This window comes from Nodosilinea sp. FACHB-131, assembly GCF_014695395.1.
GTDB lineage: Bacteria > Cyanobacteriota > Cyanobacteriia > Phormidesmidales > Phormidesmidaceae > Nodosilinea.
The window spans coordinates 75,931-97,228 of record NZ_JACJOF010000028.1 but is presented as its reverse complement, the minus strand read 5'-3'; the positions used below and the strand labels follow the sequence as shown (position 1 = coordinate 97,228).

Here is a 21,298-nt window from a genome sequence, read left to right as displayed (position 1 = left end):
CTTGAAATTTAGCCGTTCAGCACGGCTTCGTAGGCTTGCCCGGCCCGCTCCCAGGTGAAGGTGTCTTCTATCAGCTCGCGGCCGCGCTGCGATAGGGTGGCGCGCAGTTCGAGCTGGTCAAAGAGTTGGCCGATCGCCTCTACATACTCATCCACCGTGTTAGCTCGCAGCGCCCGCTGGGGCTGGTCTACGGCGAGACCTTCGAGGCCGCGATCGCTTGCCACTACCGGCACCCCCGCCGCCATCGCTTCTAGGGTTTTGTTCTTAATGCCAAAGCCAATGCGCATGGGTACCACGCACACCGTTGCCCGATGCAGATATTCCGCCACCGACGGCACTCGTCCAGTAACGACGACTCCCGGCAGATTGCCTAACGCTTGCACTTCTAAGGTGGGTTTGTTGCCCACCAGGTAGAGGCTAGCGTCGGAATAGCGCTGGCGCAGGGGCGGCAGAATGGCTTGGGCCAGATATTTGGCGGTATCTACATTGGCGATGTAGTCCATCGCGCCAACGAAAACCAGGCTGCGACCGCCGGGATCAGTACGGCGATAGGGAAATTGCACCAGATCCACACCGTTGGGCACAACATGCAGGGGAGTAGCCCCGGCAATCGGGGCAAAGAATTGACGGTCTTCCTCAGTGGTGATCACAAGGTCAGAAAACTTTTGGGCGTACCGACGCTCGTAGCGGCGGAGCAAGGGCAGGTTGAGGCGATCGCGCAGCGGCTTCTCCGCTGTCTTGGTCTCTAGCTGATTCACCAGCGTGCCGTAGAGTGAGCTGTGAATATCTACTACCACCTTCTTCACTCGCTGGCGATAGCTGGGGCGTACGAACACTTCATTGACGCTGTGCTCACAGGTAATGACGTCGCAGTGGCCACCCTCCACCCACCCATCGATCCACTGCTGCATGGCGGGTGTGTGTAGGTAGGTGGTGCTGGGGGGTGTGCCTGTAGCCAGAAAATGGGCAAAACGGCTGACTTTGCCAGACAGTCCAGGCTGGAGGTCTGCGGCTGTGGGGCGAGGAAAGCACACTAGCTTATCCACGTAGGTAGATAGAGCATTGACCTCTTCATTCGTTACTTCGGTGGAGCGCTGCGTTACCAGTGTGACTTCGTGCCGCTGCCCTAGGTATTTGAGCAGATAAAACGTGCGAATTTGTGTCCCTCCCAGCGTCGGCGGGTAGGGAAACGTCGTTGAGATCATCAAAATTCGCATCAAACGGGTTCTCCCAGACGAGTAATGGTGCGGGCAGTCTCGGGCAGCTTGGCTTGGGCCTGTCCCTGGGTGCGGGCGTGGGCGCACCACAAATCCAGCGGGGTGATCGCTAGCTCCAAAGCGGTGCCGCGACCGTTCAGGAGCTTAACGGTTGCCTGGGGCAGTTCTTTTAGGCCCCAGCGCAGCAGACGATAGCGAATTTCTTTGGCGGAGAGGGGGCGCATCAGCTCTACGCCGTGCAGGTCGTGCAGATAGCGGTTTGAGCAGCCGTAGCGGTGCCACTGACTGCGCAGACCCCTCAAGCTATCTCGATGGCGATGGTAGACCACGGCATCGGCAGCATGGACGAGGTGCCATGGGGTGGCTTGCTGAATGCGCCAGCACAGGTCCGCGTCCCCGCCCGTGGTTAGGTGGGGACGAAAGAGCCCGACTGTATCCAAAACTTCAGCTCGCACCGCCAAATTCGCCGTCTGGCCGTAGGGCAAAAAACTATGGTTGAGGGTGTTGTGCTGGGAGAGGGTGCCCTGGCGATCGGCGTAGCGCTCTAGCCAGTTTTGGCTGGGTAGGGCCTGAATTTCCCCTGCCACCAACCCGACAGAATGGTCGGTAAAGGGCTGCACGAGGGATACGAGCCAGTTCAGCTCAGGATGACAATCGGCGTCGGTAAAGGCGAGGATGTCACCCTGAGCGGCGGCAATACCAGCGTTGCGGGCGGCATAGGAGCTTTGGATAGCGCTGTAGGTGATGGCCCGCAGCTGAATACCCTGGGAGGCAGCAGTTGCGGCGGCGGTTCGCAGGAGATCGGGGGTGCGATCGCAGCTGCCATTGTCCACCAGCAAAAATTCGACGCGGTCGGCTGGATACTGTTGCCCCACCAGCCGTTGCACCAGTTTGGGTAGGTCGGCCTCACCGTTGTAGATGGGAACGATCACTGACACCAAGGGATAGACCATCGGCTGAGCCGCATCGGTTGTCACAGTGGGAACCGCCATTGTCTGTCACACAATTCAGAGGGCAAGCTGGTTCCAGTATGCCCATCACCTCAGGGGATGTCCCGAAGCTGGGACTGCTATGTGTTGGTCAACGATAGGAAATAGACCAATCTGCAAGGACGATCGCGCTTCTCGCTATACTGCTGGCAACCTGTTGTTGGATCTATGCGTTCTATCTTTCAACCCTGCCTGACCGTTGGTCTGGCTGTTACCATAGGCCTGTCGAGCTGTGCCCCTGTTCCCAATGCGGCTGATGCGGCTCCAGAGGATGTCGTTCCAGCAGAACCGGCGATGCCTCCGGTCTACGAAACCGTCAGCCTACCCGCTGCAACGGTGCATGTGGTCACGATTCCCGACCCGGTGCGCTACCCGGTGCAGGTGGCGGTAGTGGATGGTTTGGCGCGAGTTGACCAGATTGCCTCTCAACTTTGTGGGGCAGGATGCGTGACTGCCGCCCTCAACGCCGGTTTTTTTGACCCCAACAATGGCCTCACCACGTCCTACGTTGTGAAGGATGGCGCGTTGGTAGCCGACCCTAACCAAAACGAGCGGCTGATTGGCAACCCTGACTTAGCCAGCTACATGGATAGGATTCTGAATCGTTCAGAATTTCGCCGCTACGACTGCGGCGGGACTCCCAACTACGACATCGCCTTCTATCAAGACCCTGTGCCAGCGGGATGCGCCCTGGTGGATGCGGTCGGTGCTGGCCCTCAGCTGCTGCCTCAGGATACGTCGGTGGAGGAGGGCTTTATCGATCGCGCCACCCGCCGCGATGCCCTCGGTAGCCAGTCGCCCAATGCTCGCTCGGCGGTGGGCCTCAAGGCCGACGGCAGCGTGGTGCTGATGATGGTAGCCCAGGTGCCGGGAGTGTCGCCCTCGGGCATGACCATGGGGGAAGTGGCGGCCTTTCTGGGCGATCGCGGCGTCACCCAAGCCCTCAACCTCGACGGCGGCAGCTCCTCGACGCTGATGTATGACGGCACTACCCACTACGGTCGTCTCAATGCCTCTGGCGAACTTGTTCAGCGCCCGGTGAAATCGATTCTCTGGGTCGAAAATCTACAACTGCAATAGTCACTAGGCAAGCTCTGTTATGGGCAAAAGGCCTCTCCCCAGTTCAGCACCGTTGACTGGCCAGGATCTTTACATTCAAAGGGAACGATCTGATTCTCTATCAGGCCAAAGGTTGCTGCCCAATCTGTTTGATCGAGCTGAAACGTTACCATGCTGAGGGGTTGGCAGCGATTAATCAAGCTTGTGCTGAGCGCAGTCATGAGTTGTGGCGACTGCATCATTTCTGGTGCAGATTGCCCTTGAACACGCAACAAGATGCCTATAGGTTTCTGCGCAGGATAACTGCTGTATAGATCACCTAGCTCAACCGCTGAAGCATCATCAATGAATGCTTTGTGCTCATCGTAGATCACAGTATTAGCCTCTTCTAGGGCCAATCGACATGCTTGAACAGCGTCCTCGTGAGAAGTTTGCGCTTGACTAGTTTGCGCCCGGCTGGGCTGAGGGAATTGAGCCATAAACACAACGCAGGCAAAACTAACCAGCTGAGTCAGTTCTTTCTTTCTCATGGGACAACTAGGGTCGTAAAGAGTGAGCGTAGTTTTCCCAGATCACTAGCGCTGTGCTCTACTCTTCATTCCCTGCTTATTCCATCGCCAGACGCCGTTCTGCGAATGCCCGATTGTGCTGAAGATTCAGCTCCAGTTCCACAAGTTCACTGAGCTGGGTCGTGAGGGTTTCGATGCGCTTATTGGCGGCGACCTTGCGGTGAAGCGCCGCTTTAGCGAGGTCTTCTCGACCGATGGCTAGGGCTTTCTGGGCAACGTGATGCCATTCGTCAGCTGTTTTATAGGCGGTTTGCTGATCGGCCAGGGTGGTGTTGTAGGCAGCGGCAATGTCGCCCAGGGCTTTTTGAAAGTTGGCACGGGCTTCGGCGGGGGTGGTGGTGTGGCGATCGCCCTCGGCCAGTCGCCGCAGTTCGGGCAGGTTGAGCTGATCGGTGCGCAAGCCAAAGTTGGCCAGCTGGCGACTTTCGCTGCGACCTGTGGTACACCAGTTAGCGAAGTGTTCACAGTTGTTCAGCAGCAAGTCATACTGACGCTCGCCTAGGCGGCTGGTGGCCCGCTCGACGACAACGTCAGGGTCATAAATCAGCGATTTTCGAACGGTATAGACCGGATTGTTCCACGAGAAGGCATCGTAGCTGGTGCGAGCAATCTCGGCAATGTCTCGGGCTTTGCTGTAGTGAATGACGGTGCCATCGCCGCAGTCGATGCCGTGGTGCTGATATAGCCCAGGCACCCCCGCCAGATCGCGCATGACGTAAATTTGATCACCCTTAGCCATAGCTGCTGTCTCGTTGGAACAGTATTTTCAAAACCTTGAAATGGGCTGCAATTTGGGCAAGGCAAACGGTCGTTTGCCACCTACGACAGCTTGGTATCTGACAATGGAAACTTACCCAATTCCAGTTGAAGACGCATGGCCGTTGCCTTTCAGCAAAAACCTGAGCCAGGCATTGGTGGCAGAATCGTTCTTCTTCGTTATAACAGCCCTATTTGTGGCTGGGCAGTGCGGGCATACACACCGCTAAAACCCCATTTCTCCCGTTGCCAAATCTAAGCTGAGCTGTCCTCCAGCGGTAGGAATTGTCAGGCGATCGCCCGTGGGCTCCATCTCAGGGTTGCCGCTTAGCCAAAAGCCCTGGGCAGCTTGATCAACGACTTCCGCTCGCGACTGGCCAGTGACCTCGACAATATCATCAAAGCTGTGCTGGGCCTCGACCTCCCCATTCAAACCCAGCACCACAATGGCGCGAGAACTGGCCACGCTGATCCATTCGTCGAGCAGTACGACGGTGCCGGTGTCGTTCACCAGGGCAAGACGGGGGCCGTAGCTATGGGGCAGAGTGTGCGACCAGACCTGCTGGCAGCGATCGCCCAAGGTCTCAAACAGGCTAGCGGTGGTGCGCCGAGCACCCGCCTCGTCTTTCCCTAGCGTCAAAATCAGGTGGTAGTTGCCTGCGGGCGATGTTTCATGGCGCAGTATCGGCGGGTAAGGAATGGAATCCTGGCCAAGCACAGGCAGTGACTGCGATAGAAGAACGAAACCGGGCAGAGTAGTCCAGCTAGACCAGGCCAAGCCCAAAGACAACTGAGTGCTGGTGGCTCGTGCCGTCTCACTAAAGGGGATAGACCCGTTCACGACGGCCATCATTCCCTGAGCTACTAGCAGCCAGCCAATCAGCACCGTCATCACCGCCCTCGGGGCTGCCAGCGTAGATAGCCCGCCAGCAGTACCGTCGTTAGCAGCGTCATCGCCGGGCCGTTGGGAATGGGTTGGGGAGTCTGTGCTGTCGCGGCAAAAGCGGCCTCAGGCAGCAGGGCCAGGTCGGTGACTGGGGTTACTTTAGGCGGGGCAACCCAGGGTAACGCATCAGGAGCTGCGTCTGCCAGGGGAGGCAGCGTGGTGAGTAGTTCGCGGGGGGCGCTGTCGGCAGAGGATTCTGGCGCAGTGCGAGCAAAGCCGCTGTCACGGGCTTCATCAATTTGGCGATCGGTGAGCTGATCTACCCGCGCACCATCGGGGGTAATGTCGTCGAGAGTGCTGGGCGAATTGCGAAAGCTGCCATCGGTCATCAGATTATTCACGCCCCCGGCCCCAAGGCCCTCATGAGTTAGGCCCAGGTTGTGACCAATTTCGTGGGCCACTGTGTCGAGGCGGCCCACGCCGTTATTAAAGGTGAGAATATCGTCGTCGATTAAAACGCCATTTTGGTCAATCCATCCCAGGCCAAAGGTTTCAAGCCCTTCTGAGGGGAAGATACTCTCTACAAACCAGAGGCTGATGGGGCCAGAGGTGCGGGTTGAAAGCGGGTTGCGTCCAAAGGCTCCGGCCCCGCCGGCAAAGGATAGCTCGGCAAACTCGGCTTGGTTGTCGATGGTGAGAAAGCGGCTGGCGTTGAGCCGATTGGGGGCCAAAAAGCTGACGTCGAGGTTGGCCTGGGCCCAAATTTTGCGGGTAGCTTCTTCAAAGGTGGCCAGGTCGGCGCAAAAGACGCCAAAGTCGTCGCACACCTGAATGGGCTGAATGCTGACAAACCGCGTCGGGCCGCTGCTGCCCTGCCCTTCGCCCGAGCAGGACACCAGAGCCGCCGAGAGGCCGCAAACCATCAAAAACTGGGGCTTAAAAAGCGCGTTGGCCATTTGAGGTAGAAACGATTGGCTCGGGTTGGGCAAAGCTTTCAAAACACCATACCCTGAGCAACCGTAAGATCAGGGAGACTATCCAAAAATTTTCTGTAAAATTCCCTTTTTTTGACGCTGGCCCAGCACTAAATGTTGCAGCATTTGCCCTTGCCACAGCGGCAGAGGGTTGCTAGAGCGCTGGAGCTGCGCCACCTGAGCCAGGTCGGAGGCAGCTTCGGCCCCACCCCCGGTTAGCCAGCGAGCAATGGGATGATCCCAGCCCTGAAGAAATTCGTCGAGCATGACCCGGTGGCTGTCGTCGATGGGGAAAGGGGTTTCGCTGGTGTCGGCGTGGGTGGTTTCGTGTAGCGCTTTGCGGGGTTTGTTGGTGGCGGCCAGGGCCTTAGCGGTCAGCGATCGCCAGGTTTCGCTCAGCAGCGGTGGCAGCGCCGCCAAGCTGGCATTCTGGGCTAGATCGCTGGCTAAGGCGGTCAGGTCGCGATCGCCGGTTTGCTCGCCATAGCTGGCAAAGTCGTCGAGCAGGGGCTGCAACAGTTCGCGCTCGAGCACTGTAGCTAACCCAGCTACAGCCGTGGCATCAACCGTGGGACCACTGGCGGTAGACAGGTGGGCCACCGCAATGGCCAAGTCTCTCTGGCTGTCGGCGCTGAGGCAAAACCAAACGCGATCGCTCAACCCCTGACGCACCTGCTGCTTAACCTCGTCGAGCTTCAGGGGTAACGCTGCGGCTTTCGTAGCGGCTGGCGGTTCTGCTATGGGCGATGGGGACGGCTGAACGGGTGATACGGGCTGAACCTTCGCTGACTGAGTCGACACGTCTGTCTGACCTGAGGCCCTAGCGACCCGAGTAGGCTGAACTGACATAGATGGGATCTGTGTTGCCGCAAAATCTGCCTTTTTCGCCTGAACAGGATTGTCCTGTCGTGGAGCAGGCTGGGGCTGACTTAGCTGTATTTGGGCCTTGAGTAGAGCCGCATTCTCAGCTTTTAACGTGGCCAGTTGAGACTCTTTTTGAACCATCAGAACGTTCTGTTCAGCTAATAAAGCATCCCGTTCTGCCAGTAAGATATCCTTCTCGCTGAGCTGAGCCTCGGCTACCGCCAGCCGCTGGGTCATTTGCTGAAGTTCCACCGCCGCTGCCCCAGCCCGCACCAGGTTGCCGTAGTGAGGTTCGCTGAGGTCAACCGGCTTGGCTGACTCACCCGGTAGGTAAAGCCAGCCTTGCTGATCGCCCCGGTTGACGACTAACCGCTGGCCCTCGGGGTTACTGATGGTGAGGGTGGTGGCGTCTGGGGTCGTTTTGGTCGTAGCGGAGTAGCGGCGGTTGCTGTAGGTAAACTCGGCAGCATCTGTGGTTACTGGAGCGATTCGTGGAGCAATCCGTTCCGGAATCGCAGCTGGGGTTGTCGGCGGTGAGAGGGGCTGAGGGGCGGTCGCCTCTGCCCGTTTTACACCTAGCGCATCCGTTGTGCCTGACGGTGTCTCGGATAGGCGTGTTGTTGTCGGCCTCTTTTCATCACTACTCTTCGCCAGAGGAACCGGCACCGACAGCTTAGGCAGAGCCAGCCCTAGACGGGCTGGTAGCGGCTGACCTTTGGCGGTAGCGCTCACGGGTTCTGCCCCCGCCGCCAATCGCACCCCCACCAGCTCTAGCTCCACAGTCGTGGTGCCCTGCCATTCGTTCTGCTTGAGCTTGTAGGCTACATCGAGGCAATTGGGCAGGGGGTAGTATTCGCCCCAGCGCCAGGCGATCGCCTTAATCGTCTCGCCCCCAGCTTCGGCCAGCACCAGCTTGAGGTGGTCGCGGTTGCGGCCCACGGTCTGCTGCTCTAGCACCCGCACATTCGGCGTCCAAAACACCGGATCGGGGTTCTCAATACCGCAGGGGTGCAGGTGGTCGATCTGATCAAACAGGCCCTGATGAATATCGCTTAACCTCGCCTGGCTGTCGATTTTAACTAAAGGCTTGAGTAGATCGACCGAGAGGGTTTGGCAAGCGTAGTGTGATAGTCGCGTGGTCACCTGGCGCAGGCGATTGGCCAGAAATGAGAAGCCCCCCGCTGCCCGGTGGCCGCCAAACTTTTCCATCAGGTCGTGGCAGGTTTGCAGGGCGGCAAACACATCAAACTCGGGAATGCCCCGCGCCGAGCCGCGAATCACCTTGTGGTCGTCATCCTCGTAGGTGCCGATAAACACGGGCACGCCGTAGCGCTCCACCAGCCGCGAGGCCACAATGCCGATGACACCGTGGTGCCAACCGGGTTGCACGACGACCAGCACGCGATCGCGCTCAATGTCCACCGTGCCCAGCGCCCGCTGCTGCTCACACCAGGCGATCGCCTCCTGCTCAATGCTCTGGCAGAGATCCTGGCGAGTGCCGTTGATCTGCTCGCACTGCATGGCCCGCTCCAGCGCCACCCCCACGTCATCGGTGGTGAGCAAATCAATCACAATCTGCGGCTCGCTGATCCGGCCCACGGCGTTGATGCGCGGCCCCAAACGAAAACCAATGTGCTCCGGCTTCAGCGGCTTGCTCTGGTCAGCCAGCCCCGCCACCTGAATCAGCGCCTGAATGCCGAAAAGGCGCGATCGCGGTAGCAGCCCCAGCCCTCGCCGTACCCAGCGCCGATTCACCCCCGTCAGTGGGGCTAGGTCGGCAATGGTGCCTAGGGTAAACAGCTCTAGCAACGGCCCGGTCAAGTCTTGGGTGCGCCCCAGCGCCTGGGCCAGACACACCGCCAAAATGTAGGCCACCCCTACCCCCGCCACTCCCCGATAAGGCGAGGTCTCGGGCAGCAGCTTGGGGTTCAAAATCGCGTTCGCTGGGGGAATCTCGGGGGGAATATCGTGGTGGTCGGTGACAATTACCGCCAGACCCAACTCACGGGCACGGGCGATCGGCGCTACCGCCGCAATGCCGTTGTCCACCGTGAGAATGATGCTTACACCTTCGGCGTAGCAGTCCTCAACAATGCGGGTATTGATGCCGTAGCCCTCGGCCATACGGCTAGGGATGGTATAGCTCACCTGCGCCCCGAGCGCCCGTAAGGCCCGCAGCAGCAGGGCGGTGCTAGTCATGCCGTCGGCGTCGTAGTCGCCGCAGATAGCAATCGCCTGCTGAGTGGCGATCGCCGTAACCAGCAGCTCTAGACTCGCCGCCAGGTCAGGAAACTCCGCCAGGGGCGACGGCAACTGCTGCCGCTCGGGGTCGAGAAAGGCGGTGGCCTGCGCTGGTGTCGTAATGCCCCGGTTGATTAGCACCTGAGTCAGCAACGGCGACAGCCCCGTAACCTGCGCTAAGAACGTTGCTAGGGGTGCATTTGCCGGTGCCACCTGCCACCGCTGGCGCGGCAGGCCAGCCGTAGCGGTTGTAGACGAGGTGGAGGGGGCTGCAGCAGGCTCAGTCACAGTACAGAAGCACTAGATCGTGTGAACTTATCATAGCTGGAGTTCCCGATTTGGTTGAACCCAGTTCACCGCCGCAGAGATTCGTAACCCACCTGGTTAGAGCACTACGCGGGATATAGATGCGGAGCAAATTTTTTAGCTCAACAGGTACTTTGCAGAAGGTTAGGATTTGGGTGACGCGATCGCCAATCGAATTATCCGAACGGCCAAGATGATGCTCGTAGAAATAGTGTTAGCTATTCTATGGTTTTCCTGCGTATCCTGATTTTTTGTTGCGTTGCAATGACGATTGCTCCGTTTTTGAGAGTTTGAATGTGCTCAGCCAAGACTTTTTCTAAGAGAGCTACCCTTGCCGAACGAGGTAAATTTTCCAACCGAAGTACACCACAGTGCGATCGCCCCTGAAGCCAAATCATTTGTTCAAAGTCGGAATCCGTAGTGATGATAATGCGTTCTTCGATGACAGCCCAATCTAAAATTGCGCTGTCGCTCATTCTAGGATCAACATCCGTGACCCGAGCAACATCATGACCAAATTTAATCAGGATGTTAGCCAAAGCTCCGCTAGTGTTCACATCCAGCAGGAACTTCATATCTAAGACACTAAACTTTGCTCAAACACCTCTTCGTTCTCAACTAGGCGGTAAGCATAAAGCAAGGCCGCGTGAATGTCAGCCATTTCTAGCTCTGGATAATCTTCTAAAATCTCTGGCATGGTTGCGCCCTTCGCCAGTAGCTCTAGAATCATCGCCACTGAAATTCTAAGCCCTCGAATGATAGGTTTGCCGCCTAGCACCTCAGGATTAAAGGTAATTCGTGATAGCAATGTCTCATTACCGGCAGCCATAGGTTTTGAACCCCTAGAATACTGGCTCTGAAGATACAACTTTTAACTAATGGGCGGAGCGAGACTCGAACTCGCACAACCGAAGTCGCCACATTTTGAGTGTGGTGCGTCTACCAATTCCGCCATCCGCCCTTGGATGCGTCCTCATTATACTCAACTGTTGGGCGTTTAACCAGCTGGTAGTAATCATTGGTGCTTGCCCAGCGATCGATTTCCCTAGCGCGCAGGACGGGCACCGGGTGGGTAAGCCCCTGAGTACGCACCTGCTTGAGGGCTTCGCCGATGGCGTCGTCGCTGAGACTGTCGTAGGCACGAGCCTGAGCGATAAAGGCATCGACATTGAGCTGGTCAACTAGCGAGGGCGAGCCGCCGCAGAGCTTCATCAGCAAAGAGGCGACGATGCGGGGGTCTTGGGCAACTAGCAGGGCAGCGCGATCGCAGGTAAACTCGGCACAGCGCACCCACTCCATCAGCTGATTTTGAAGGCTCTGGGCCAGCACTTCACCTAGGGGTAGCTGGCTGGCGGCCAAAGTAATGAGGTTTGCCAGGGTGAGATAGACGCTGTGCTCACACTTGAGGTGACCCAGTTCGTGGGCAATCACCGCCTGGGTTTCTGCCGGCGTCAGCAGTTCGATCAGCGCCGTGTGGATGACGATGAAGGGCTGCTCGCCACGCATGGCAAAGGTATAGGCGTTGGGTACCGGGTTTTGGCGCACGTAGAGCTGAGGCACCTCTAGGTCGAGAATGCGACAGGCTTCCACCAGCGACTGGTGCAGGTCGGGCAGCTGGCGATCGCTCACCTGCAAACTTGAGGCCAAATGGTCGAGGTGAAAGAACCGCTCTGCCAGGGGGGCTAGGGCCATGCGCACCATCACATCGAGCCCCGGCAGCTGCTTCAGAGCGCGGGTAGCTTCGAGATCAAGGGGGTGACGAAACTGGTCGGCGCGCAGCCCTACCAGCAGGGTTTTACCAGTCATAATTTGGGGGCTATTCAATAACTTCTATCGTAGCTTGGGGAAACAGGCTTCGCGGTTGGGTGAGTTTCCTTTGGACCCCTAAGTTCGCTACCATACGCCTCTGGCTGACGTCGTTAAATCTATAGCCTTCTATCTGCCTCAAGGAAATGCCGTGACTCTCCAGGAACTTGGTCTGCTGTTGATTTCGGTCATTGCCAGCTCCTTTGGCCAGCTTTTTCTTAAGCTGGGGGCTTTGCAGCTAGGCAAAGTAACCAGTGCTAACGCCCTCAGCCACATTCTGAGCATTGCGACTACGCCTGCTCTGTTAGCAGGTCTTGCCGCCTATGGGCTCGGGGCAGTTACCTACATCCTGCTGCTGACGCGGGTCAATTTGAGTGTAGCGGCTCCGTCGGCTTCGCTGATTTACTTCGCCTCGGTCATTATTGGCGTAGTTATCTTTAAAGAAGATCTATCGTTTGGGCGTCTAGTCGGACTGGGGTTAATTATGGGCGGTGTGGTGCTAGTTGCCTCTCGCTAACGCTGCGTCAGGTCAGACTAGCGCTACCCTTACGGCACTGGCATTCCTTGATGGCAGCAAGGGCAAACCTTGACCATGATGCCAGCCCTGCCCTTAAAGCAGCCAGTCCGAAGCAACGTCCAGACCCGATTCTCAATCTATGATTGTGACCGTAGCCAGCTTTAAAGGAGGCGTGGGCAAGACTACCACTGCCATTCATCTGGCTGCCTTTTTACAGGGCTATGCTGAAACCTTGTTGATTGACGCTGACCCCAACCAGTCGGCCTTGGCCTGGGCCAGCCGAGGTGAGTTGCCCTTTCTAGTAGTTAATCAGTGGCAGGCGAGAGAACTTCCCACTCCTCACGGCCATGTGGTGATCGACACTCAGGCCCGCCCTATTGCCGACGATCTGGCCTTGCTGGCGGCCTCCTGCGACTTACTGGTGCTGCCCAGTACCCCCGATGTTTTGGCTCTCGACGCCCTAGCTCTCATGGTGGAACATCTGGCAGGGCTACCTGTGGCTCCTTACCGCATTTTGCTGACTATGATTCCTCCTCACCCAAGCCGGGCTGGGGCTGAGGTGCGAACCATGTTGATAAGCACCGGCCTACCTCTGTTTGCGGGGAGCATTCGTCGTTATAGCGCCTTTCAAAAAGCTGCTCTGGCCGGTGCGGCAGTCTATGACGTGAAAGACCCGAAGGCCGAGATGGGCTGGCAGGACTATGTCGCTGTGGGTAAAGAGGTCTTGGCTTTTGCGCTAGAGACAGAGAGTAGGGGGTGAGGAAGATGAGGGAGATGGGGGAGTCTTTGGATGCTTGTCTTTTGTCTTAGCTGAGCTTCCTCACCCTCCTCATCTCCCTCACCTTCTCCATCTCCCTCACCCTCCCTACGCCAACCCGTCCCTTTGACTTCGGTTCTCACCACCTTCGATGGATTAGAGGCTCTTTAACAGTTCGTTACAATGAAGCCATTGGATAGGGAATGCGTTTCACAGCCTGCTTCCTATTCTCAGGTTTAATTACGAGGTGCCCTATGAATGGCAACTTACGGGTGGGGAATCTGTTTGGTATTCCCTTTTATGTGAATGTGTCTTGGTTTTTGGTGCTGGCCCTGGTGACGTGGCAGTACGGCAGTGGTTTGGCGGCGGCGTTTCCAACCCTGGGTGGGTCGTTGCCGTGGGTGCTGGGGCTGGGTGCAGCGCTGACGCTGTTTGCCTCGGTGCTGGCCCACGAGCTGGGACACAGCTTTGCGGCAATGAAGCAGGGCATTGGCGTTAACTCAATTACGCTGTTTTTGTTTGGCGGTTTGGCGGCATTAGAGAAAGAGTCTGAGACGCCAAACGGGGCGTTTCAAGTGGCGATCGCAGGCCCATTGGTCAGCTTTGCTCTATTTGGCCTCTTCTCGATCGCTGGACTAGTCTTGCCCCTGTCTGGGCCGATCGCGGGCATTGTGTCGCTGCTGGCCTACATTAACCTGGCGCTGGGTGCCTTCAACCTGATCCCTGGCCTGCCGCTGGATGGCGGTAACGTGCTGAAGTCGCTGGTGTGGAAGATTACGGGTCAGCCCCACAAGGGTCTGGTGTTTGCCAGCCGCGTGGGTCAGGTGTTGGGTTGGACTGCGATCGCTTTGGGTATTGGCTCTGTTTTGGGTATTAGCCCTGTGGGCAGCGTTTGGACACTGCTGATTGGTGTGTTTCTGCTGCAAAATGCTAACCGCACTGCGCAGTTTGGTACTGTGCAGGGTCGCTTGGCTGGCTTGACGGCTAAAGATGCCATGGCGCAAGACAGCCCGGTTGTCGATGCCAACACTTCTCTGCGGGAGTTTGCCGACGACGCTCTGCTAGCGGCTCCCTCGGCTTGGCGCAAGTTTTTGGTGGCCGACGAGACGGGTTTGCTGGTGGGCACGGTGCTGGTTGATGCCCTCAAGCAGGTGCCCCGTGAGCAGTGGGCCGAGACTACCGTTGCCGCCATTATGGAATCGGCCGGTGACATCGTGACGGTGGGTGCTGAGCAGCCGCTGATGGAGGTCATCAAGACCCTGGAGACTCGGAAGATTCAGGCGCTAGCGGTGATCAGTAACGATGGCTCTCTGGCGGGTCTGCTAGAGAAGACCTCGATTCAGCATTTGCTGCAATCGCCCCAGGCGGCCTAACCCTTGCTAAATCACATTAACTCAAACGCAGACCAGAGAACTCTGGTCTGCGTTTTTTTGCGATCGGGCATCTCAGAACATCAGATTGTGAACTACCAGGGTTTGGGCAGGCGGGTGTCTGTTGGTAGCCCTAAGCAGCTTACGTTTCTGTGTGTCGGTTGACTGGTGAAGATTATCAACAACGGCAATATCGGCTAGGTGAAACTATTAATTGCAGCTAGCTACTTAGCTAGCTGCTAAAAAGTGGCCAAAATTCTAGCTATAGCGGTCTAGGAGATCCCCGAGCAAGTCTTCGAAGCGGCCAAAGCGACCAAATTCCATTTCGTCAAAGTCATCATTTTGTCTGTTGCTGGGGTGGCTGGTGGACGCATGCCCTTGCTCGGCCTTTTTCCAGTGGACACCATAGCGATCGTATTGGCGGCGTTTTGCCGGGTCTGAGAGCACTTCATAAGCTTCATTTAAGGCTTTAAATTGCTCTGCCGCTGCCACTTCGTTGGGGTTAAGGTCGGGGTGAAGCTGACGGGCTAGTTTTCGATAAGACTGTTTGATGGTCAGCAAGCTCGCCTGTCGATTCACCTTTAAGACCGCGTAGTAATCTGTCGATTCTGGGGGAGTTGGCATCGTTTTGCTGTCTGATTGACCGCTGGCAAAAACCCAGCTTCGTCTTTTTCATTATGTTGGGCGATCGCAAGTCGGCCACAAAGCAGGGCGCGCTCAAAGCGGACTTACTCAAAGCCCAACTCTTGCTTGAGCTTAGTCAGAGCCGTCTCACGGGTCTTTTGTAGGGCTGCATCGGCGTCAAACCGATCGATTTCGCCACCGATCGCACAGTAAGGGCGCGCGGTTTCCATCATCAGGCCATACTCTAGCCCTTCGGTGACAGCCTGATACGAGGCTTCGATAATGTTGGTCGAAACCCCCAACGTTGTCCAGCGCTGGGCACCGTTGCCCGACTCTACCAGCACCCGTGTTTTGGCTGCCGTGCCCGCGCCGCTATCAATGATGCGCACCTTGTAGTCAGAGAGGTGGAAGTTGGCGATCGCCGGATAAAACGTCAGCAGCGCCTTGCGCAGGGCCGTATCTAGCGCCGCTACTGGCCCGTTGCCCTCAGCCGCCGCGAGAATTTCTTCCTCGCCCACCATAACTTTGATCGTGGCCAGCGATTGGCTGCTGTGGTCGTCGCCGTTGCCCTGGTGCTGGCAGTTGATGTAAAAGCCTTTGAGGTCAAAGAAGCGGGGGCGATCGCCCAGTGCTTCACGCATCAGTAGCTCAAAGCTAGCCTCGGCCGCCTCAAACTGATAGCCCTCGTGCTCCAGGGCTTTGAGCCGGGTGAGTAGCTGGCGCGAGGCCGGGTTGTGGCGGTCTAGCTCTAGGCCAAAGCTACGGGCTTTCACCAGCACATTGCTCAGCCCCGCCTGATCAGACACCACGATGCGGCGGCTGTTGCCCACGGTGGCCGGGTTGATGTGCTCGTAGGTTTTGGGCTCGCGCTCGACGGCGCTGACGTGAATGCCGCCCTTGTGGGCAAAGGCCGATCGCCCTACGTAGGGCGCGTGGTCGTCGGGGGCTAGGTTTACCACCTCACTGATAAAGCGGCTGGTTTCGGCCAAGGTTTCGAGTCGGGCTGGGGCAATGCAGGGGTAGCCCAGCTTGATTTGCAGATTGGGGATCAGCGTGCAGAGGTTGGCATTGCCGCAGCGCTCGCCGTAGCCGTTGATCGTGCCCTGCACCATAGTGGCCCCCGCCTCCACGGCTGCCATGGCGTTGGCCACCGCCGTGCCGCTGTCGTTGTGGGTGTGAATGCCCAACTGGGGCCGTGGTTCTGGCAACTGTTGAAGCCAGGTGTTCACGGCAGTCACAATCTCACCGACTTCGTGAGGTAGGGTGCCGCCATTGGTGTCGCACAGCGCCAGCCATTCAGCCCCAGCTTTGACCGCCGCTTCGAGGGTTTCTAAGGCATAGTCGGGGTTAGCTTTGTAGCCGTCAAACCAGTGCTCGGCGTCGTAGATGATCCGGCGGCCCTGGCTGCGAAAGTAGCGAATGGTATCGTCGATCATGGCCAGATTTTCGGCCAGGGTGGTTTGCAGGCCGGTGGTGACGTGCAGATCCCACGATTTGCCAAACAGCGTAATCCACTCGGTGCCGGCAGCCAGCACCGGTTGCAGCATTGGCTCTTCGGCGGCGACTTTGCCGGGGCGGCGGGTTGAGCAAAAGGCGGTGATGCTGGCCTGGGTGAGGGGAGTTTCTTTGAGCTGCCAGAAGAACTGCACATCTTTGGGATTGGCCCCCGGCCAACCGCCTTCGATAAAGGGCACACCCAGGGCGTCGAGCCGTCGCGCAATCCGCAGCTTGTCTTCAATCGACAGGGCTAGCCCCTCCCGCTGCGCCCCATCGCGCAGAGTGGTGTCGTAGATGTGAAGGGGGGTGCAATTGCGCTCAGCCATAGCCAGTGGTGCCCTAGGTAGTCTCGTTATGGTGTCACAGTTATCTAGAGTAAGCTCTGGCTTGGGCTTGCTTGAGGGGATGGGGGCGATCGCGTTATAAAACGTAGATATTCTTCGTCCGCCAGGAAATGCCATGCCCACCGTCACTGCCCAGGGAAAGACAATTCAGTGCGAGGTCGGAGCCAACCTGCGTCAGGTTTTGCTGGCCCATGGCGTCGATCTCTACAACGGTCAGGCGAAGGTAATCAACTGCCGCAGTCTTGGCACCTGCGGCACCTGCGCGGTGGCGATCGAGGGCAAGGTGTCGGCGACTAACTGGAAAGACAAGACGCGCCGGTCACTCCCTCCCCACGACCCCGCCCGCAACCTACGCCTCGCCTGCCAAACCCAAGTGCTAGGCGATATTGCCGTCACCAAATACGACGGCTTTTGGGGCCAAGGCCAAACCCCCATTTGGTAAACCCCACCCTCCTACTCGCCCACTCCCCTACCGAGGCGTCCTCATCGCATCTAACATATCCGTCTTCGTGCCACCCACGCTGCCGCCCTGAACGCTAACCCGGTAGCGCATGGGCGATAGATAGCCCTGAATTTTGAACTTCTGGCAATCGAGATGGAGCTGGCTGAGGGCAACTTGGCGATCGCGATCGAGCGTATCGAGATAGCCGCTAAACCCCAAAAACGCTAGCCGATAGAGCAATTGCTGGCTAAATTGGCCATCAAAATAGCCGCCGTGCACGTCTCGCTTGCCGGTGCCGTAGTCGAGGGTCAGCATCAAATAGTCCCAGGGGCTCAGGGCCGATCGCCCCAGCGCGCGGGTCAAGAGCCCCATCGGCTGGATAGAGCAGCTATTGCTCTGCAGATCAAACTTCAGATCGGTGTAGTCGGTACAGTCGAAATAGGTAAAGAAATCGGCCACCGTAGCGCGTTGGCTGTCGCGCTTTGACTGCACCTTAAACAAATCACCCAGGGTGACTACCCCTCGCGCCTGAAACCGCTCGTAGGTCAGAAATAGATTTTCCATGACCTTTTGACTTGCCTGAGCGATCGCCTCACCTACGGATAAATCTACTGGAAAGTCGCGATCGAGAGAGGCTAAATTGACCAGTCCATAATCGTTGATGCTGCCCATTTTGTTTTGCAGCGCCACATTGCCTAAGCGATAGCCTCTGGCCTGAGTGCGGCTGGGAAAAGCAATATAGTTGGCTGCCGTAGAGGCAATACGCAGCGCAATATCTCCCTCATTGCAAAACAGGTACGATTCTGAAAAACGCCGCAGAGACGACGACAAAAAGTTGGCCCGACTCGACACAATTGTCAGCACCGGAATGTCGGGAGAGGCAAGAATTAACCGCTCCAAACGATACACATCACCTACGTCGCTGGGCGGCTGTTTGTTTACCGATCGCGTGTCAAACACATCCGACAAAATGCGAATCACATTGGTCACCACAAACCCGCCCATGCTGTGGCCAATAAAGCTGAGTTTCACCTTATTGCGGCTGCGTTGGGCCCAGTACTCTCGAGCTTTGAGCCGCGCTTGCTGTTGCTCGCGCTCAGTATTGGCTAGAGGAAATAGAGCATTGGCCGTGCGCTGCACAATCGCCTGGTCGATCTGGCGCAGCAGTTCGACTAGATCTAGCACGCCAAAATTGTCGGCCCGATAGCTGTCGCGAAAATACACAATCAGCCGCAGCACAACCAGAGCCGCCATGAGCAACCCCAAGGTAAGCAACAGCATCAGAGAAAGGCTAATTAAAAATCCCCAGGTCGAGGTCTCCAGGGCGTTGAGTAATTCAAGAATCAGCAGCCCCAGTGCACAAATCGCTCCGGTCAGCAGCAAATCTCGTGGCAGCGGCGGGAGGGCACCCAGGGCTTCTAAAACCTTTTTGGGCTGGCTGAGCGCCACATTCTCAGAGGGCCAGCGATAGCCAATAAAAACGCGGTGAGGGCTGCTGCCAATGGCCGGATCGTGGCGGTTGGCATACTTAAAAATATTCTTGTACCAAGCCTGCACCCCATGGAGACTAGTGTTGTAGCCATGCACCGTAATCACAAGCTCGGCGAAACCATCGTCGGCGTTGCCCATCATGCGGTGCAGGTGGTCGGCAATGTCGGCAATGCCCTGGTTAGCCTGCTGCTGAATTCTTTCGCTGTCTTCCTCGGCATCTTCAATGTTGGGTGGGGCGCTACTCATGACAAAGTAGCCAGGAATTTTACCCTCAACGCCGCTGGTGTCGTCTAGATCAACGATGTTAGCTAGATTTTCATCTGCGAAAACAAATTTTTGAATAATAAAGGGAAGCTGTTTCATAGATGCCCTGGGAGATTGCACAGGACGAATTTCAGGAGAGTCGTCGAAAGCTTTAGCGCTAGAGTCTAGTGGTTCACGCAATAGACTACAGCTCTACGGAGCTCTTTACGAACTAAGCTTCAAAAATTTTTAAGGCTTCGGTAGCTTAGAATTAAAAAACCGCGGTAGAGATAACGATTGAACTATCTCCATCGCCAAGTTGATTTAGACATTTTGTATCATTCTTAATAATGAAAAAATGAAAATAGAAGAGTGAAACATGAGACAATGCCCGCAAGTTCGAATCCTGGTCTTTTAGGCTGTCTTTGCCGAGACTTCACCTGCTATGGTCTGCATTGCCTTCAAAGCCATGGTTATTCACGCGTCGCCTCGGTTTTTGACCGTGCGGTGGCTGGTGTCTTAGATTTGGTGGCTACGGCGATTTTTTACCAAAGCTTTTAGCCGAAATCTGGCTCAGAAACCTGATCATTTAGGCTTCTCTAGCCAGCACCGGAGCTGATTGCAGGAGGGTTTGGGTGTAGGGATGCTGGGGCGATTCGAACAGTGTTTTGGTGGGGGCAATTTCCACAATTCTGCCCTGCTGCATGACGGCAATGCGATCGCACATAAACCGCGCCACCCACAGGTCGTGGGTAATAAACAGGTAGGTGAGATCAAACTCGTGCTTGAGGGCAATCATTAGATCGAGCACCTGGGTCTGCACCGTGGCGTCGAGCATGCTCACTGGCTCATCGCAGATCACCAGCTTGGGATGGGTGATCAGGGCACGGGCGATCGCCACCCGCTGCTGCTGCCCCCCCGATAGATCGCCGGGAAAGCGGTTGAAATAGTCGGCAGTGGGGTTGAGGCTGACGCGGGCGAGCATGTCGTGGGCCTGCTTTTCGGCCTCATTGACTGTAGCAAGACCGTGGATCAGCAGCGGGTCGGCGATGCTTTTGCCCACGGTCATCATTGGATTGAGGCAGGCATGGGGGTCTTGAAACACCATTTGCAGCTGTCGCCGCTGCTGCCGCATGTCTTCGCGGGAGAGGGTAGTAAGGTCGGTGCCGCAAAACTCTACCTGCCCAGCGGTGGGCTTTACCAGTTGCAGAATGGTGCGCGACAGGGTGCTCTTGCCGCAGCCCGACTCGCCCACCAGCCCCACCACCTCGCCGGGGTAGATCTCTAGCGAAACTCCGTCCACAGCCTTGATTACCTTAGACTCCTGACCGCCCAGCAGCCGAGCAATCGGGTTGGCCTCCAGGGTGTAGTGCTGTTTTACGTCTGTCAGCCGCAAAATGGGTTCTATAGCGGTGGCGGTGTAGGCCAGCCCCTCGGCCTGCTGCATTTGCAGGGCCGACTCTACCAGCGATCGCGTGTAGCTATGCTTAGGGCTTTGCAGCACCGTGGCAGCGGTGCCCTCTTCTACCACCCGACCTTCGTACATGACAGCGACGCGATCGCAGTATTCTGCCACCAGCGATAGGTCGTGGGAGATTAACACCAGGGCCGTGCCCAGCTCGTCGCACAGCCGCGTCAGCTCATCAAGAATCTGGGCTGACACCGTCACATCTAGGCTGGTGGTGGGCTCGTCGGCGATGATCAGCTTGGGCTCTAGAATCATCGCCAGGGCGATCGCCACCCGCTGGCGCATGCCGCCGCTAAACTCGTGAGGATACTGGCCAAAGCGGCTGGGGGGAATATTGACTTTTTCTAGCACGGCGATCGCCCGCGCCTTGGCTTCACTGTAGGACACCTCAGAGCGATGGGCGCGCAGCGTCTCTACGCAGTGGTCGCCGATGGTCATCAGCGGGTTGAGCCGCGTCATTGGGTCTTGAAAGACCAGGGCGATCGCCTCACCCCGAAACTGCCGCAGCCGCTGAGGGCTAAAGTCGAGCACTGACTCCCCGTTAAACCACACCCGCCCCCCCAGATCTGTGGCCTTGGGCAACAGCCGCAGCGCCGCCCTTCCCAAGGTGCTCTTGCCGCAGCCTGACTCACCTACCAGGCCCAGCTTTTCCCCTGGCGACAGGTCTAAAGACACCCGATCCACCGCACGCGCTTCCTGGCCTGGGTAGGTGACCGAAAAGCTTTCGAGAGCAAGCAGGGAGTCTGGCATGGAGGGTAGGGAGTGGATGGGTAGGGGGTGGATGGGTAAGGGGTGCGATAGTAGCGAATTGGAGGGGGGCGAAAAGTGCAGACCGGAGAGAGCAAATGCCTATGTCAGTGATCTAACCCGTCTACTCA

The 21,298-nt window shown here is 57.3% G+C and carries 19 protein-coding genes, 1 tRNA gene and 1 pseudogene; 6 read left to right on the top strand and 15 right to left on the bottom strand.

What is annotated here, in order from left to right:
- Positions 1–8: 8 nt before the first annotated feature.
- Both H6F75_RS20350 and H6F75_RS20345 read right to left on the bottom strand, forming a co-directional pair.
- Positions 9–1,217 (bottom strand): glycosyltransferase family 4 protein, encoded by a 1,209-nt coding sequence (locus tag H6F75_RS20350; protein ID WP_190754284.1) that lies wholly within the window; start codon positions 1,215–1,217, stop codon positions 9–11.
- Positions 1,217–2,209 carry a glycosyltransferase gene (locus H6F75_RS20345; RefSeq protein ID WP_190754283.1) on the bottom strand — a complete coding sequence of 331 codons (993 nt, stop codon included), beginning with the start codon at positions 2,207–2,209 and terminating at the stop codon, positions 1,217–1,219. Before H6F75_RS20345 ends, H6F75_RS20350 begins: the two co-directional genes overlap by 1 nt.
- 165 nt (positions 2,210–2,374) lie before the next feature.
- On the opposite strand from H6F75_RS20345, the gene H6F75_RS20340 reads away from it, so the two are divergent.
- On the top strand, positions 2,375–3,286 hold the full coding sequence (locus H6F75_RS20340; protein ID WP_242020233.1) for a phosphodiester glycosidase family protein: 912 nt from the start codon (positions 2,375–2,377) through the stop codon (positions 3,284–3,286).
- Between the two features lie 17 nt (positions 3,287–3,303).
- Here the strand turns inward: H6F75_RS20340 and H6F75_RS20335 are convergent, their stop codons facing one another.
- Together H6F75_RS20335 and H6F75_RS20330 are read right to left on the bottom strand one after the other, a co-directional pair.
- A complete protein-coding gene (locus H6F75_RS20335) occupies positions 3,304–3,795 on the bottom strand; it encodes a hypothetical protein (protein WP_190754282.1) in 492 nt (163 codons plus the stop codon).
- A gap of 76 nt (positions 3,796–3,871) precedes the next feature.
- Positions 3,872–4,573 (bottom strand): lecithin retinol acyltransferase family protein, encoded by a 702-nt coding sequence (locus tag H6F75_RS20330; protein ID WP_190754281.1) that lies wholly within the window; start codon positions 4,571–4,573, stop codon positions 3,872–3,874.
- Between the two features lie 13 nt (positions 4,574–4,586).
- On the opposite strand from H6F75_RS20330, the gene H6F75_RS20325 reads away from it, so the two are divergent.
- A complete protein-coding gene (locus H6F75_RS20325) occupies positions 4,587–4,820 on the top strand; it encodes a hypothetical protein (RefSeq protein WP_190754280.1) in 234 nt (77 codons plus the stop codon).
- Here H6F75_RS20325 and H6F75_RS20320 read toward each other — a convergent pair.
- From H6F75_RS20320 to H6F75_RS20290, 7 genes and pseudogenes are all read right to left on the bottom strand, one after another.
- Positions 4,817–5,482 carry a hypothetical protein gene (locus tag H6F75_RS20320; protein WP_190754279.1) on the bottom strand — a complete coding sequence of 222 codons (666 nt, stop codon included), beginning with the start codon at positions 5,480–5,482 and terminating at the stop codon, positions 4,817–4,819. The genes H6F75_RS20325 and H6F75_RS20320 overlap by 4 nt on opposite strands.
- Positions 5,482–6,432 carry a hypothetical protein gene (locus H6F75_RS20315; RefSeq protein WP_190754278.1) on the bottom strand — a complete coding sequence of 317 codons (951 nt, stop codon included), beginning with the start codon at positions 6,430–6,432 and terminating at the stop codon, positions 5,482–5,484. Before H6F75_RS20315 ends, H6F75_RS20320 begins: the two co-directional genes overlap by 1 nt.
- A gap of 1,632 nt (positions 6,433–8,064) precedes the next feature.
- A pseudogene (gene recJ, locus H6F75_RS28875) lies at positions 8,065–9,789 on the bottom strand (single-stranded-DNA-specific exonuclease RecJ); the annotation flags it as partial.
- A 290-nt stretch (positions 9,790–10,079) separates the two neighbouring features.
- Complete coding sequence (locus H6F75_RS20305; protein ID WP_190754277.1) at positions 10,080–10,436, bottom strand: DUF5615 family PIN-like protein; 357 nt, start codon at positions 10,434–10,436, stop codon at positions 10,080–10,082.
- A gap of 2 nt (positions 10,437–10,438) precedes the next feature.
- Positions 10,439–10,690, bottom strand: a complete 252-nt coding sequence (locus H6F75_RS20300) for a DUF433 domain-containing protein (RefSeq protein ID WP_190754276.1) — start codon at positions 10,688–10,690, stop codon at positions 10,439–10,441.
- 50 nt (positions 10,691–10,740) lie between these two features.
- A tRNA-Leu gene (locus H6F75_RS20295) sits at positions 10,741–10,822 on the bottom strand.
- Positions 10,801–11,667: a M48 family metallopeptidase gene (locus H6F75_RS20290; protein ID WP_190754275.1), complete on the bottom strand. Its 867-nt coding sequence runs from the start codon at positions 11,665–11,667 to the stop codon at positions 10,801–10,803. The genes H6F75_RS20295 and H6F75_RS20290 overlap by 22 nt, the downstream gene beginning before the upstream one ends.
- A 151-nt stretch (positions 11,668–11,818) precedes the next feature.
- On the opposite strand from H6F75_RS20290, the gene H6F75_RS20285 reads away from it, so the two are divergent.
- The 3 genes from H6F75_RS20285 (at position 11,819) to H6F75_RS20275 (ending at position 14,314) form a co-directional block, all read left to right on the top strand.
- Entirely contained in the window at positions 11,819–12,184 is a 366-nt protein-coding gene (locus H6F75_RS20285; protein ID WP_190754274.1) for an EamA-like transporter family protein, read from the top strand.
- Between the two features lie 139 nt (positions 12,185–12,323).
- The gene (locus tag H6F75_RS20280; RefSeq protein ID WP_190754273.1) at positions 12,324–12,944 is read left to right on the top strand and encodes a ParA family protein; all 621 of its coding nucleotides are present in this window, start codon (positions 12,324–12,326) and stop codon (positions 12,942–12,944) included.
- Positions 12,945–13,195: 251 nt separating this feature from the next.
- Entirely contained in the window at positions 13,196–14,314 is a 1,119-nt protein-coding gene (locus H6F75_RS20275; RefSeq protein ID WP_190754272.1) for a site-2 protease family protein, read from the top strand.
- 255 nt (positions 14,315–14,569) lie between these two features.
- Here the strand turns inward: H6F75_RS20275 and H6F75_RS20270 are convergent, their stop codons facing one another.
- Positions 14,570–14,935, bottom strand: coding sequence for a DnaJ domain-containing protein (locus tag H6F75_RS20270; RefSeq protein ID WP_190754271.1), 366 nt, complete (start codon positions 14,933–14,935; stop codon positions 14,570–14,572).
- A gap of 104 nt (positions 14,936–15,039) precedes the next feature.
- Positions 15,040–16,758 carry a citramalate synthase gene (gene cimA, locus H6F75_RS20265; protein ID WP_190754270.1) on the bottom strand — a complete coding sequence of 573 codons (1,719 nt, stop codon included), beginning with the start codon at positions 16,756–16,758 and terminating at the stop codon, positions 15,040–15,042.
- Positions 16,759–16,891: 133 nt separating this feature from the next.
- Here cimA and H6F75_RS20260 point away from each other — a divergent pair, with 133 nt between their 5' ends.
- Positions 16,892–17,218 carry a 2Fe-2S iron-sulfur cluster-binding protein gene (locus H6F75_RS20260; protein ID WP_190754269.1) on the top strand — a complete coding sequence of 109 codons (327 nt, stop codon included), beginning with the start codon at positions 16,892–16,894 and terminating at the stop codon, positions 17,216–17,218.
- A 27-nt stretch (positions 17,219–17,245) separates the two neighbouring features.
- Here H6F75_RS20260 and H6F75_RS20255 read toward each other — a convergent pair whose 3' ends face one another.
- On the bottom strand, positions 17,246–19,072 hold the full coding sequence (locus H6F75_RS20255; protein WP_190754268.1) for an alpha/beta hydrolase: 1,827 nt from the start codon (positions 19,070–19,072) through the stop codon (positions 17,246–17,248).
- A 469-nt stretch (positions 19,073–19,541) separates the two neighbouring features.
- Positions 19,542–21,170 (bottom strand): ABC transporter ATP-binding protein, encoded by a 1,629-nt coding sequence (locus H6F75_RS20250; RefSeq protein WP_190754267.1) that lies wholly within the window; start codon positions 21,168–21,170, stop codon positions 19,542–19,544.
- Positions 21,171–21,298 lie beyond the last annotated feature (128 nt).